Source organism: Pontibacter sp. E15-1, assembly GCF_022601975.1.
Lineage (GTDB): Bacteria > Bacteroidota > Bacteroidia > Cytophagales > Hymenobacteraceae > Pontibacter.
The window spans coordinates 16,793-31,135 of sequence record NZ_JAKVIR010000045.1 but is presented as its reverse complement, the minus strand read 5'-3'; the positions used below and the strand labels follow the sequence as shown (position 1 = coordinate 31,135).

12 protein-coding genes are annotated in these 14,343 nt (G+C 51.1%); 8 read left to right on the top strand and 4 right to left on the bottom strand.

Annotated elements, in window-relative coordinates:
* Window positions 1–526: 526 nt before the first annotated feature.
* From MKJ04_RS22190 to MKJ04_RS22180, 3 genes are all read right to left on the bottom strand, one after another.
* Window positions 527–2,764, bottom strand: coding sequence for a S9 family peptidase (locus MKJ04_RS22190; protein ID WP_241644314.1), 2,238 nt, complete (start codon window positions 2,762–2,764; stop codon window positions 527–529).
* Between the two features lie 177 nt (window positions 2,765–2,941).
* Window positions 2,942–4,507, bottom strand: a complete 1,566-nt coding sequence (locus tag MKJ04_RS22185) for an OmpP1/FadL family transporter (RefSeq protein ID WP_241644312.1) — start codon at window positions 4,505–4,507, stop codon at window positions 2,942–2,944.
* Between the two features lie 30 nt (window positions 4,508–4,537).
* Window positions 4,538–5,755 carry a hypothetical protein gene (locus MKJ04_RS22180; RefSeq protein WP_241644310.1) on the bottom strand — a complete coding sequence of 406 codons (1,218 nt, stop codon included), beginning with the start codon at window positions 5,753–5,755 and terminating at the stop codon, window positions 4,538–4,540.
* 197 nt (window positions 5,756–5,952) lie between these two features.
* Between MKJ04_RS22180 and proS the strand changes: the two genes are divergently transcribed.
* The 5 genes from proS (at window position 5,953) to MKJ04_RS22160 (ending at window position 10,266) form a co-directional block, all read left to right on the top strand.
* The gene (proS, locus tag MKJ04_RS22175; protein ID WP_241644308.1) at window positions 5,953–7,431 is read left to right on the top strand and encodes a proline--tRNA ligase; all 1,479 of its coding nucleotides are present in this window, start codon (window positions 5,953–5,955) and stop codon (window positions 7,429–7,431) included.
* A gap of 583 nt (window positions 7,432–8,014) precedes the next feature.
* Window positions 8,015–8,488 carry an NfeD family protein gene (locus MKJ04_RS22170; RefSeq protein WP_241644306.1) on the top strand — a complete coding sequence of 158 codons (474 nt, stop codon included), beginning with the start codon at window positions 8,015–8,017 and terminating at the stop codon, window positions 8,486–8,488.
* A gap of 10 nt (window positions 8,489–8,498) precedes the next feature.
* Window positions 8,499–9,488 (top strand): flotillin-like protein FloA, encoded by a 990-nt coding sequence (floA, locus tag MKJ04_RS22165; RefSeq protein ID WP_241644304.1) that lies wholly within the window; start codon window positions 8,499–8,501, stop codon window positions 9,486–9,488.
* A gap of 263 nt (window positions 9,489–9,751) precedes the next feature.
* Window positions 9,752–9,874, top strand: a complete 123-nt coding sequence (locus tag MKJ04_RS22995) for a type II toxin-antitoxin system HicA family toxin (RefSeq protein ID WP_410896842.1) — start codon at window positions 9,752–9,754, stop codon at window positions 9,872–9,874.
* The gene (locus MKJ04_RS22160; protein ID WP_241644302.1) at window positions 9,874–10,266 is read left to right on the top strand and encodes a hypothetical protein; all 393 of its coding nucleotides are present in this window, start codon (window positions 9,874–9,876) and stop codon (window positions 10,264–10,266) included. The genes MKJ04_RS22995 and MKJ04_RS22160 overlap by 1 nt, the downstream gene beginning before the upstream one ends.
* Before the next feature lie 205 nt (window positions 10,267–10,471).
* Here MKJ04_RS22160 and MKJ04_RS22155 read toward each other — a convergent pair whose 3' ends face one another.
* Window positions 10,472–11,893, bottom strand: a complete 1,422-nt coding sequence (locus MKJ04_RS22155) for a DUF1593 domain-containing protein (RefSeq protein WP_241644300.1) — start codon at window positions 11,891–11,893, stop codon at window positions 10,472–10,474.
* A 422-nt stretch (window positions 11,894–12,315) separates the two neighbouring features.
* Here MKJ04_RS22155 and MKJ04_RS22150 point away from each other — a divergent pair, with 422 nt between their 5' ends.
* From MKJ04_RS22150 to MKJ04_RS22140, 3 genes are all read left to right on the top strand, one after another.
* Entirely contained in the window at window positions 12,316–13,077 is a 762-nt protein-coding gene (locus tag MKJ04_RS22150) for a helix-turn-helix domain-containing protein (RefSeq protein ID WP_241644298.1), read from the top strand.
* Between the two features lie 206 nt (window positions 13,078–13,283).
* Window positions 13,284–13,559 carry a type II toxin-antitoxin system Phd/YefM family antitoxin gene (locus tag MKJ04_RS22145; RefSeq protein WP_241644296.1) on the top strand — a complete coding sequence of 92 codons (276 nt, stop codon included), beginning with the start codon at window positions 13,284–13,286 and terminating at the stop codon, window positions 13,557–13,559.
* A gap of 1 nt (window position 13,560) precedes the next feature.
* Complete coding sequence (locus tag MKJ04_RS22140) at window positions 13,561–13,830, top strand: Txe/YoeB family addiction module toxin (protein WP_241644294.1); 270 nt, start codon at window positions 13,561–13,563, stop codon at window positions 13,828–13,830.
* Window positions 13,831–14,343 lie beyond the last annotated feature (513 nt).

Below are 14,343 nucleotides of genomic sequence, written 5' to 3'. Positions count from 1 at the left end.
ATTTTTAAAGCTCCCTGCCCCTCCTCTCACCCTCAATCCCCGACGTTCCTGCTGAACCGGGATGCAAAAGTAGGGGATTAATGCAAAGAGGCAAGCGATGCAGTTGAAAAAATCCCGTGAAAAGGGGCGAAAAAACAGTAAGTGGCTGATTGCCTGTGGTTCGCTGTGAAAACTTTTTATGGATGTTATCTCCGCGTGCCGCTTCGGGGGTATGGCTTCTTTATACAGGGGCGTTTTATTCTAGCCTTGCCTCGCTCGCGCCTCGTGCGTGCAGGGAAAAGTTGTGCCTGTGGCCCAGTCGAGTTACAAACGCGCCATCATTTTTAGGCACCCCGAAAGCTTTCGGGGCGCCAGTAAAATAGCGAACGAAACAGCCCTGCTCTTTATATACAGCCCTGCTCTTTATATATGGTATGGCCTGACAGGTCTACCATTGCTATACCATCTCCCTCACCTATCTTTATTAAAAAACAGAAGGGCCCACCATTACTGGCGGGCCCTTTGGTAATTGATGCATTACTGCTCCTTACTGGTTCATAAGACTACCTGTCGGGTTAATCAGCTTTCGCTGTAGGAAGTCTGTCATCATTGTAAACCGATGCAGGTATGTGTTGCCTCCGTAGATGCCGTGGTTACGGTTCGGGTAGTAGAAGCTCTCGAACTGCTTGTTGGCGTCGATCAGGGCATCCTGCATGGCTACTGCATTCTGGAAGTGCACATTGTCATCTCCCGTGCCATGGATCAGCAACAGGTCGCCTTTGAGTTGGTCAGCAAACGAAAGCGGTGAATTGTCGTCGTAGCCTGCGGCATTCTCCTGCGGTGTTTTCAGGTAGCGCTCTGTATAGATCGAGTCGTAGAAACGCCAGTTGGTAACCGGGGCCACCGAGATGCCCGCTCTGAAGATGCCATCACCTTTAGTCAGCCCCAGTAAAGTCATGTATCCGCCGAAGCTATGGCCCCAAATACCGATGCGGTCCTTATCTATATAAGACTGCTTGCCCAGCCAATTCGCTGCCTCAATCTGATCCTCTATTTCATACTTGCCCAGATTGGCGTAGGTCTCCTTCTTAAAGGCAGCGCCACGGGCACCTGTACCGCGGTTGTCCACGCTTACTATAATAAGGCCTTTGTCGGCCAGCACCTGATACCACAGGTAGTTGCTACCGCCCCAGCTATTGGTTACCGTCTGTGAACCCGGCCCGCCATATACGAACATCAACACCGGGTACTTCTTGTTCGGGTCGAAATCGGTTGGCTTGATCATCCAGCCGTTCAGCTTTGTGCCATCTTCTGTAGTGGTGGTAAAGAACTCCTGCTTCGCGATGTTATACTGCGCCAGGGTATTCTTCAGCTTCTGGTTATCCTCCAGCACTTTTATCAGCTTACCGTCTTTGGCGGTGTGCAGGCTTACGGCAGGCACAGTGTTGGCTGCAGAATGATAGTCCAGGTAGTATTTAAAGTCGTTGCTCATGTTCACACGGTGCGTGCCGGCTTCTTCTGTCAGGCGCTTTTTGCCTTTCCCTTTGCTGCTGATACTATATAAATGGCGATCGAGCGGCGACACCTCAGTAGACAGATAGTATAGCTGGTCGTTTTTCTCATCATACCCCACAAACTCGCTTACCTCCCAGTTGCCGTTCGTGATCTGGCGCACCAGCTTGCCGTTCAGGGTATAAAGGTATAAATGGTTATACCCATCCTTCTCCGACGAATGGATGAAGTTCTTGCCATCTTTCAGGTAGGTCAGGTCGTCTGTGATGTCGATGTAGGCTTTGTCTGTTTCCTTCAGCACCACGGTGGCTTTGCCTGTCGTGGCGTTGGCGTGCAGGATCTCGAGGGTATTCTGCAGGCGGTTCATCTTCTGGATCGACAGCAGGTTCGGGTCGTTGGCCCATTTGATGCGCGGGATATAGATATCCGCCTCGTTGCCTATGTCCATCTTTACGGTTTTGCCGCTGGCCACATCATACACCGACACCTTTACAGCTGAGTTGGCCTCGCCAGCCTTCGGGTACTTGAACTTATAGTCCTGAGGGTATAGCTCTCCCCACATCTGCATGTTAAACTCCGGCACGGTGGTTTCATCGAAGGTATAGAAGGCGATCTTCTTGCCGTCTGGTGACCAATGGAAGCCCTGCGCAAAGCTGAATTCCTCTTCGTATACCCAATCGGCGGAGCCGTTGATAAGTGAGTTGAACTTGCCGTCGGCCGTAATCTGCGTTTCCTGCATCGTGCTCAGGTCTACCACAAACATGTTGTTGTCGCGGGCAAAGGCCACGCGCCGGGCATCCGGAGAGAAAGAGGCATACAGTTGCTTGCCGCCGTTGCTGAGTTTGGTCAGTTTTTGGGAGGCGATGTCGTAGATATAAAACTCAGCCTTTGAGGAACGGCGGTAAATTGGCTCTGTTTCGGTTGAGAAAAGCACCTTCTGCTCATCGGAGCTAAAGGTATAATCGTCGTAAGCGATGGGGGCGGTGGCCCCGGCGGGCTTCAGGTTCTCCCCTTCGATGATGGTGCTCACGGGTTTTCCGGTGGTCACATCGTACTTCACGATGTCGTAGACGCGGTTTTGCTCGTCGGGTACCTGCGAGCTGTAGTACTGGCCGTCTTTCATCCAGTTCACGCCGTATACCGACTCCGCCCGGAACGTGCCTTTCTTGTAGACATCCTCCAGCGTGATCTGTTTTTTCTGCTGTGCCTGCGCCACGAAGGCGAAACACAGTAGCAAAGCGGTTAAGAAGTGAGTTTTGAGTGTATGATGCATGTGTTGTCTGTAAGTGTTTCTTTGCTCTAATTTATGAGAATAATATCGATCTGCCATACCTCGTAGCCAAAACCATACCTCCCCGCCCCTACGAACTCAGCTAAACAGCGGCAGGCACAAAAAAAGACAGCCCCGAAAAGAGCTGCCTTCTGCGATTTCTTAAAAAGAGAGGATGAGCTAGAAGTTATACCCTACCGTTAGTAACGCAGAGTTCTGCTTGTTGCTGATCTCTACCACCGGCTCTCCCCCATCGGATGAAAACTGGTATGGCGAGTAGCGGGTATCGCTTTTGCTGCTCACAAAGGCCAGGTCGAGGTAATAGTTCTGCACCCGAACGCCCGCTCCTACCGAAACAGACCTCACGGCACCATCCAGAGCGGCACTTTTGTAAGGATCCCCGGAATGCGCGTAGCCTGCGCGAAAGCGGAACACGTCATACCGTCCTTCTGCCCCTAGCTTGAAATTCACCGCCGACTGATAGGTATCGGAGATGCGGCTGTTCAGGTTTGAGAAGTAACTGGAAGTGCCGGAGCCAAACTCAGTATCCTCCGAAAAGCGGTTGCCTGCATAGTCTACAAACTCCACATCGCCGGTGATAAAGCCATACTTGCCAATGAAGAAGGCCGCCCCGCCCGAGGCCCGGAAAGGAGTAGTGAGGCGGTAAGAGAACTCGCCTGGTGTCTCGGAGGCACTGATGTTTTCCGGCGCTCCAGTTTCAGGGTGTAGAGTAGTCGACGCTAATGTGCGCTGGTAGGTATCGGTCAGGGTATACGCCGTTGGTGTCTGAATGCTGGCCCCAATGCGCAGGGCATCAATAGGGCGGGCAATTATACCTACCTTCAGGTTAACGCCTGTGCCGCGTGTGGTAAAGTCATCATACAGCTCCAGGCTATAGTTCCCCTCTATGTTCGGGTTGTTGTTCTCGTCGAAACTGGCAATGTAGGCACCCGACTCGCGGAAAATACTTTCCTGCGTCAGATTCGTCGTTACGATGCCGATGGATGCGCCCACATAGATTTTATCGCGGTAGCTGGTCCCTACGCCAAAGTCAATCTGGTTCTGTGACCCTCTGCGCTGTATTTCCTCGCTTTGGGCTATGTCGCCCAGGCTGTAAAGCGCTGCGGCATACTGCCCCTGCTCATCCTCCAGAATATCGATCAGGTAATTGCTGTACGCTAGGCCTTCTATTGATACTTCGTTGCCAAATTCCGCATTCAGGCTTTGTTCCAGGGTTCTGCCCGCTTCCAGGACTCTGTTATTGGCCCGGTCTGCAAAGTAATCCACAATGGTGTTTGGCGGGACCGAGGTATTGCTGTAGCTGATGCGTTGGTTAAAGTTGTTGAGGCGGGTAAGGCTAATGCCGAAGTTGAGGCCCCGCCAGTCGCTGGCATCGTCATCGCCTTTGCGGTTCGAGAGGATTAGGCCCGCGTGAGGTATGGACAGGATGTTGCGCTCATCGGACTGTAGCGCCCCATTGTCTGCACGGGCGTCTGAACTGCTGTACTGCAGGCCGGGCGTAAGGCTAAACTCTGAGCGGCGAAACATACCTATTCCGGCAGGGTTGCCGAAGAGGTTGGACACGTCAGCACCCAATGCTGTCTGAGCGCCTCCCATACCTTGCGTGCGTGCAGAGCCTGCCACACCCAACTGGGAGTAGCGCAGGGCATCTGCCTCGGTTTGTGCAAAAGCACTCCCGCCCCAGCCCAGCATCACTGCCAGGCTGGCCAAAAGTATCTTCTTCATAATATTAGGGTTGTGCTGTTGTTGATAAGATTAATGCCCTCTTACAGGGCGGCCACCTCCACTGCTGCCGGAAGAGCCGCTGCTGCCGGAGGAAGAACTGCTGCTTTGCTGTACAGGGCGGCTAGCCGGTGCGGGACTACTGCTCTCATACGAACGCGACGGGCGGCTTTCCTGTGTGCGGGAAGGACGGCTTTCGATGGTGCGGGTTCTTTCGCGCTGCGGCTGCTGGCGTTCCTGCTGTGGCTGTCTGTACTCCGGTGCAGGTACGCTGCGGCGCTCAGTGCGTCGCGGTGTTACCACGCGCTGTTCCTGCTGCTGCTGTTGTTGCGTTGTGTTGGCGGGCTGTCGGGTAGTGCGGCTAGGCCGGGCTGGCAAAGCTGTTCTACTCTCCTGGGTGGTTGTGGGCGTGGCACTGGCTTCGCTTCTGCGGGAAGGGCGACCAACGGCCTGGGTACCCACGCTGCTTTCACCTTCTCTTACAGTGCCCCGGTCAGGTCTGCCAGCACTGGCCGGCCTGTTGGTCACTACTGCGCCCCGCGAGTCGCGCGGACGGTTCTGCACCTTCACTGGGTTCGTGATCACAATCGGGCGGTCATAGTACCCTCCGTACCCACCGTATGGGTTGCTGGCATAATAGCCGTTATAGAAACCGTGGTAATAGCCCTGGCGATATCCGTTATACGTGCCGTAGCCATAGCTGCCCGGCCACCAATTGCTGTAATGCGGACGGTTGTAGAAGCCGCCACCCCAACCCATACCATAACTAATGCTGATGCTCAGGCCTCTGTTCCAGTAAGGGTTTCTGTTAAAAGAATTATAGTAGAAGGGGTCGTTATAGAAGGGATCATAAAAAGGATCGTAGTATGCGTAGCTGGCCATGCGCGGCGAATACGCTGCTCCCCAGTAAGGGTCTACAAAAGAATAGCTGGGCTGATACCAGTTATCGCGGGGGTTATAGGCACGCCCATCATAGTACTCGTCGTACTCATCGTAATTGTATGCCGTGGCATCGCTGCCTGAGTACTCGGGGTTCAGCACTTCGCCTTCAGCCAAAGCCTCCTCCTGTTGGGTATAGACCTGGGCCTGTTGCTGTTGTGGCTCCTGCGCCTCCTGCACGTACTCCGTTTTGTCCGAGGAGCTGTAATACATGTCGTCGTACTCCGTAGACTGCATGGCGATAGGGCTACTGCAGCTTACAGCCATCAGCCCGAGCAGGGGAACTAAGGTGAGTAAAGTATATTTTTTCATGGCTAGTGCTGGTAAAGTACTCATTAAGTAGAGGCTATATCAAAGATAAACACACATTGGTGCAAATCCTTATTCATAGTACAATATATTAACGTAATTTTGGGATTGAATGATATAAGGTTTATATACCCGTAACAGGCAAATTCTGTTCCAAAGACCTTAGCAATAAGCATTATATAATAAAAATAGTTTAAATTATGAGCAAGGGGCTACCAAAGAGAAGCGATGACTACTCGCTGTGGTACAATGAGCTGGTAAAAAAAGCGGGTCTGGCCGAAAACTCTGCCGTGCGCGGCTGCATGGTAATCAAGCCCTATGGCTTTGCCATCTGGGAGAAAATGCAGCGCGTGCTGGACGACATGTTTAAGGCCACGGGCCACGAGAATGCCTACTTCCCGCTATTCGTGCCCAAGAGCTTGTTCGAGGCCGAGGAGCAAAACGCCGAGGGCTTTGCCAAGGAGTGCGCCGTGGTTACCCATTACCGCCTGCAGACAGACCCCGATAATCCCGGAAAGCTCCGCGTAGACCCGAACGCCAAACTGGAGGAAGAACTGATCGTGCGCCCGACCTCTGAGGCGATTATCTGGAGCACGTATAAAAACTGGATCCAAAGTTACCGCGACCTTCCCCTGCTGATCAACCAGTGGGCAAACGTGGTGCGCTGGGAAATGCGCACGCGCCTGTTCCTGCGCACGGCAGAGTTCCTGTGGCAGGAAGGCCATACCGCGCACGCCACCGCCGACGAGGCCATCGCCGAGACGAAGCAGATGATGGAGGTATACGCCACCTTTGCCGAGCAGTACATCGCGCTGCCCGTTATCCGCGGCGTAAAAACCCCAAGCGAGCGCTTTGCCGGTGCCCTCGACACCTATTGTATCGAAGGGCTGATGCAGGACGGAAAGGCCCTGCAGGCTGGCACCTCGCACTTCCTGGGCCAGAACTTCGCGAAAGCGTTTGATGTGAAATTCGCCACGAAAGGCGGCGGACTGGAGCACGTATGGGGAACCTCGTGGGGCGTAAGCACCCGCCTGATGGGTGCCCTCGTGATGGCCCACTCCGACGACGAAGGTCTGGTACTCCCTCCTATGCTGGCCCCTATCCAGGTGGTGATCGTGCCGATCTACAAAGGCGAAGAGCAGCTGGCCCAGATCAGCGAGAAGGTGAGCACACTGAAGAGAGAACTCGAGGCCCAGGGCATCAGCGTGAAGTATGACAACCGCGACACAGAGCGGCCAGGCTTCAAGTTTGCCGAGTGGGAGCTGAAGGGTGTGCCGGTGCGTCTGGCCATCGGGGCTCGCGATCTGGAGAACGGCACGGCAGAGGTTGCCCGCCGCGACACCAAGGAGAAGAGCACACAGCAATTCGCCACCCTCGCTGACTACATCCCGGCCCTACTGGACGAGATTCAGGAAAATATTTATACCCGTGCCTTGAACTACCGCGAAGAGCATACCACCAAAGTGGACTCGTATGAGGAGTTTAAAGAGGTGCTCGAGAAAAAAGGCGGCTTCGTGCTGGCACACTGGGACGGAACCCCTGAAACTGAGGAGCGCATTAAAGAAGAGACAAAAGCAACCATCCGTTGCATTGCCATCAACACCAAGGAGGAAGATGGCGTGGACATGCTGACTGGCAAGCCAAGCAAGCAACGCGTTTACTTCGCCAAGGCATACTAATTTCGTTGCCCCTTTTCGGGACTCGCAATTATACCGGCATAACCCAAAACGCCGCCTCCTGAACCGGGGCGGCGCTTTGCTTTAACAGTGTGTGGCATCAGCTTATAGCTTAATCAAACAGAATTTGCGCGTTTGAGGGTGTTCATGCAGTAGCAGCAAACAATAACCCACCCCTGTCCCCCGGGGAGTAGAGAAGTTTCGCTTTTCCCTATAATCCCCTTGAGATGATTATAGAGGTATAAGTGCCAAAGCTAATTTGCCAAAATCAACTTATCAGTAATGATTTCTCCCATGTAAATACCCCTCTCGCTCCCCTCAAGGGGAGAATCTGTTAAAATGAGATAACCCTGCTCCGAGGATGAGAATTCTACTAATTGAAAGGAACGATTATACATGATGACCAATTCATATTGGAATCATATATAATTTACACTATATAATAGCCCGACATGTTCTTTGCCCCGGCGGCGGCATACAACTCCGTGGTTCCGTTATAAAAAAACAAGAATCAAAGCTATAAATGGATAATTCGTACTTGGCAACTTGTAATTCGCTATATTTACCTATATAACCATCTCATACTATGCTATTGGATTGGATTACAGTTGTACTGCTTATCGGCATCGGCCTGCTTCTTATTATTGTAGAGCTGATTTTTGTGCCGGGCACCACCGTTGTGGGCATTCTGGGCTTTGTGCTGACAGCCATCGGCATCTGGATTGGGTATGCCGCGCTGGGCACCACCATCGGCCATGTGGTGCTGGCCACCACTGTGCTGATCGGGGCCCTGGCGTTTTTCTACAGCTTCCGCTCCGACAGTTGGTCGCACTTTGCCCTGAAAGACCAGAACCGCGGCCACGTGAACGAGGAGTTCCCGCACGTACTGGAGGTAGGGGAAATCGGCAAAACCATTTCCGCCTTACGGCCGCAGGGCACCGTGCTGTTTGCGGAGCGCCACCACGAGGTACAGACGCAGGGCGAGTTCGTGGCGCCCAACACCCCTGTTCGCATCATCCGATTACAGCAAAATAAAATTATTGTAGAAGCTATTTCCTAACCTCATTCTGATGGAAAACCTATCCGTGTTATTAATTATTGCAGGCGTCATTGTGGCGCTGATGATCTTCTTGTACTTCGTGCCAATCAGCCTCTGGATCACGGCCCTCTTCTCGGGGGTAAAAGTGGGTCTGGCAGAGCTGGTGTTTATGCGTATCCGGAAGGTGCCGCCTAGCCTCATCGTCAATTCCATGATCAATGCCACCAAGGCCGGCATCGACCTGACCACCACCGAGCTTGAGACGCACTTCCTGGCGGGCGGCAACGTCCCGATGGTGATCAAAGCGCTTATATCTGCCGACAAGGCGAATATCCCGCTATCCTTCAAGCAGGCCACTGCCATCGACCTGGCGGGCCGAAACGTGTTTGAGGCCGTAACCACTTCCGTTAACCCGAAAGTGATCAACACCCCGAATGTGGCTGCTGTGGCTCAGGACGGTATACAGCTGATCGCGAAGGCCCGCGTAACGGTGCGCGCCAACATCAACCAGTTGGTTGGGGGTGCCGGCGAAGAGACGATCCTGGCCCGTGTGGGCGAAGGTATCGTGACTTCCATCGGTTCGTCTACCTCGCATAAAAGCGTGCTCGAAAACCCGGACATGATCTCGAAACTGGTCTTGCAGAAAGGCCTGGATGCGGGTACCGCCTACGAAATCCTGTCTATCGATATCGCGGACATTGACGTGGGCGAGAACATCGGCGCGAAACTCCAGATCGACCAGGCGGGTGCCGACCTGCGCGTGGCCGAGGCAAAAGCCGAGGAGCGCCGCGCCATGGCCGTAGCCGTGGAACAGGAAATGCGTGCCAAAGCGCAGGAAGCCCGCGCCAACGTAATTCAGGCCGAGGTGGAAGTGCCACAGGCCATCGCAGCAGCCTTCCGTAGCGGCCAGCTCGGCATCATGGACTATTACCGCATGCAAAACATCCAGTCCGACACCGACATGCGCAACTCCATTGCCAACCCAGGCCAGGGCGGCTCTAACAAACCGAAGGAAAGCTAAGCCGGTTATATATAAAACAAACAGCGGCCATACCTGCAAAGGGTATGGCCGCTGTTTGCTTAGGTGCGTCATATAAGAAGCCGCTTTATGATAAGCAGGAAAAATGAGGTATAAAGGGGAAATCGTAAAGTGAAATAAATCGAACGCCAAAGCGTAGCCCAGGCCACTACCGAAGTCCCGCTTCACCACTCCGTTCCGGGTTAGGCCATGGACCAAATTTCAGAAGATAGGCTGCGTTATTTATATAGAAGCCGAGCCATGTCATGATGCAGCACCCAACAAAGCCACAGCAGCTCACTGTTCCTAACCATGCAGGCAAAGAAGTAAAGAAGGGCCTGCTAAGTGCTATACTCAAGCAAGCAGACGTTAAAACCAGTAAGAGATAATGAGAAAGCCGAAAATAAACATGACCGTTACAAAAGAAGACACTGGCTACAGTGCCTTTGCCTCGGTTAAAAACAGCTTTATCGCCACAGAGGGGGAGAACTATGACGAGCTAAAGGCGAACGTCCTGGAGGCAGTGAACCTTGCTTTTGAGGAAAAGGGCTTTGTTTATACTGCTGAGGAAATAAACTTTGCACTCGATTTGCAGAGCTTCTTTGAGTTTTACAAGGTGATTAACGCCAAAGCCCTTAGTGCAAGAATTGGCATGAATCAGAGTCTTTTGGCGCAATACATTAAGGGGATAAAGAAACCCTCCGCTGCTCAAACCAAGAGGATACTGGCAGGAGTGCAGCAAATAGGGAAGGAATTGGCAGAAATCCGCTTCATGATGTAGTGAGAGTCCCTGAGAGTTGCCCCGGCAGCGCCTTACTGAATAAGGGACAAAAAGGCCATTCTGTTTAGGAATGGCTTTTTTGTTTCCCAAACCCCATGGCGTAATCCGCAGTGAGCATGGCGTGCCGTGTATAGGGCCTCTCCAGTCAAAGATAAAAGCAGGCTGCCTCTTCTCCCTTTTGTCAGGTATGAGCTGCGCGTCAGCGTTAATTCTTTTGAGGCAAAGCAGACGGTTCGATAATGATCCTGCGGTAGCCCGTCAGGTTATGCGTTCCGTTATCAGTTACCTCACAGATGACATGGAAACTCTTTCCGGCTGCATCGGCGGGGACCTGAACCGTCACACGGTTTGCGCTGGTATCGGACAGGGTGATGTTCTGCTTATAAGTGCCTGCCTCCGAAAGAACCCACCATTTGTAGGTCAGTTTGTCCCCGTCAGGGTCATCGGAGGCAGAGGCGTCTAGCGTGACGGTAGCGCCTGGCTTAGGCGTAAACTTAACTGGGGCAATGCCTTTGTCTTTGTTGATTACAACATTAGGATTTCGATTGCCGGCACCGTCCTTTGCCCAATCCATACGGGCGGCAAAGTTGTTAAAAGTAGCCGGGTAAAAGTACTCCTCGTATTTTTTGGACACTGCGCGCGCCTTGCTATCGCCGTGGTTGGTATACGCATCCGTCTTCTTGTCCTCGCTTAGCTCCCACTCAAAATAGCCTCCCCAGCCACCGTTTCCGGGGTTCTCGGGGTTATTTAGGCCATTCGGCAGCACATACAGAAATGAGGGAGTGTCGCCTTCTACGCCATACTTATACTTAGGGTATACCTGCCCAAGGTAGCCGTGTTGCTGGATGTGAGTTTCATACTGATCCCATTTCTGCTTTCCTGTGCCGTTCTGATAGCCCCATGCCGATTCATCCCAAATAAAGAAAAGATCCTTTCCGAACTCCTGGCGCATCCACTGATGCGAGCTGATTTCGAAGGGAGTGCGCTGATCACGGTCCTGATCCGTGATGGTATAGAAGCGGATTTTCTTTAGAAACTTCTGAAGTTCTGCTTCCGAGCGGTTCTGGCGTACGCGCCAGATAGCCTGAGCGAGCGTGTTGCCCCCACCCCAGGCCAGCACCCATACCGGGCGCTCATCCTTTTCATCGGCCATCTTAATAATCAGCTCACTGCCGGGAGAGTCGTTGCCTTCCCCGACAAACTCCATACCTCTGTTTTTGCTGCCATACATCGTCCGCGACCGCAGGTAGTCGGCACTGGGCCAATAGCCAATGCGTTGCTTCGATTCATCGGCCACATGCGCCTTTTGGTTAGCGCGTTTGCGCAGGTTAGGCAGGTCTTTTTCGTAAGCATCGGTGGCATCATGTATCAGATTGAAGAAAGCAACCCGCGTGCTGTCCAAGCTCCAACCTGTGGTATACACCAGCCCCTCAATCTCAAGCATATCGGCGTGCACCATGAGCCGGACCAGCGATTCGCTGTCATCTGTCTCCCATGTCGATACATCGGTGAGGACAACTATGCGTGGTTTCAGCGGGGCCGCGTCAGTGTTTCGCTTTGACTGAGCATACAGCGCCTGCGAAGCAAGCGTTAGGAGAACAAGGAGCAGGGAGAACTTTCGTTTCATATTTTGTGCTTTTTAGAAGGAATTGATCAACTATAAATTAGCAGGAAGATTGAATTATATATAAACTGGCTACGAGACAAAAAACTAGTGCTTCACCAAATTAAGAATTAGAAATGAGGCATAAAGGCCGTTTCTATGTATAAAAAAACAAACCTAATGCTGGTAATTAAATTGGCCGAGCTCTATTATTTGCATCAAAGTATACGTTTCTACTATATAATTCTGAAATCTCTTTACACACTTCCTCACAGGTTTATTTGGAGGTATGGAATAAGATGGTAAGTTTAGTCTCGATTTCACATTTAAACTACCAGTATATTGAGTTTAACTTACTGAATTCCGAGATTATGCATACGTTTGATGAAAGTCGAAATGAATTTCGGCCTTATGGCTTAACTTGTGAGCTATGGACTCCCAGCCTCATGAGAAAGCCGGACCGGCATAATGAGATAGAAATAAACTATTTTTCTGAAGGGTCTATAACCTATCTTTTTCAAGAGAACAAAATAACCATTCCGGCAAAAAGGCTGGCGTTATTCTGGGGACTTGTTCCGCATCAGATTGTTACTTATGAAGGAAGTAAGCCATACGTTGTTTGCACCATCCCTTTCTCACAATTTCTGGAATGGAAGCTTCCTCCTTTATTTGTCGACAGAATATTGAAAGGAGAGATTTTGCTTGAAGCATGCCCCGAATCCTCTTTGTATGATGAATTCTTATTAAAAAATTGGATCAAGGACATAAACAATACCGGTTCTGAGGAAGTGACTTTACTGGAGATGCATGCCCGCTTAATCAGGATGGCGAATAATGTTATACCCAAGCAACGGAGTGATCATGCTTCAATTCATACTCATGAGATAAGCCAGGTTGAGAAGATCGCAATTTATATCGCTCAAAATTATTGTAATCCTATTAAAGTATCTGATATAGGTAAGGCTGTCGGGCTTCATGCGGATTATGCGAATGCCATATTCAAGAAATCATTTGGCAGCACTTTAAGTGAATACATTACAGAGGAGAGAATTTCTCATGCGCAAAGGAAGCTTGTGGCAACGGATAAAAGCATAACAGAAATTGCGTTTGCCTGTGGTTTTAATTCTATCAGCCGTTTTAATGCTGCTTTTCTGAGAATAAATAGCTGCACACCTCGTGAGTTTAGAAAAAGATATCAGTGGGGATGACCGAAGCAACTGGCAACCGACAGCCAGTTACCGACATCTGTCTACCATTACAATCTTTGTCGCTTTTCAGGTAGTCGTACGCCCCGATGAAGTCTCCCATCATGTCGTCGCTGACCAGGAGAGAACCTCTATTTAACAAAACAGGATTCGAAGTGAACAAGTATATGGATTTTTATGTACATTATATTGTACACAAAAGACAATGTATGGACGCAATAACAGCATCGGCACTCAGGAAAAATATGAAAAGCTACCTGGATAGGGTAAGCAAGACCGCTGAAACTATATTCGTAACGCGCGGAAATGAGGACGATGCTGTAGTGCTCATGCCTATGAGAGAATATAACTCCATCATGGAGACAGCGCACCTACTCGGATCAAGAGCTAATCGTGAGGCGCTGGAGAGATCGATTGACCAGCACAAGACTGGGCAAGTAGTGCCTTTTGCCCTTCAAGGGGAGGAAGATACGCAGAGCAAGTAACGTGACTGTAGCTTTTACCCAACAGGCCTGGCAAGAGTATTGCGAATGGCAGCAGGATACGATGGATGCAGTTGAGAAAATCAACGCATTAATCAAAGCTATTCAGAGGAACCCGTTCAAAGGCATAGGTAAGCCAGAGCCCCTTAAAAATGAATTGAGGGGATATTGGTCGCGCCGCATTACCGGTGAACACCGCTTAGTGTATGCTGTGGAAGGCAAAAAAGGAATAGACCAAAAGATGACCATTATCCAGTGCAAGTTCCATTATTAATAAACCATTGAGGCCCTTTTAAGGGTCTTTTTTGTAGCTTCAAACCAAATAATACCATTATCAATTGATTGGTGCGCATAGATCTCTCTATGGCGCAAGCGTCCGCTTGTGACTCATAAGGCATCCCATCTGCCGCACATCATATAGAAGCACAAGCGGACGCTTGCGCCAGTGTTTACCGTTTCCTAATTCACCAAATGAATAAAACTCCAGTACGTAGAATACATTCGATAATGGTATAAACTGTGAAAGAAGACACTACTCCGGCAAAATCCAAAAGCAGCTTTCACCCTCAAAACATACTGAAGATTTACAGAGGGCGCTGAAAAACACCGACATGCGTAACTCTATTGTCAACCCAGGGATAGGGCGGTGCGAAAAGTTAAGCCGTTTGGCTATATATAAACGAGTCGGGGGGGGGGGGGGGGAGGGGGGGGGGCAGGGGGGGGGGGGGGGGGTGTTGTGTGGTTAATGGGTGGATTTTTATATGAGTGAGGGTAAGAAGAGTTTGTT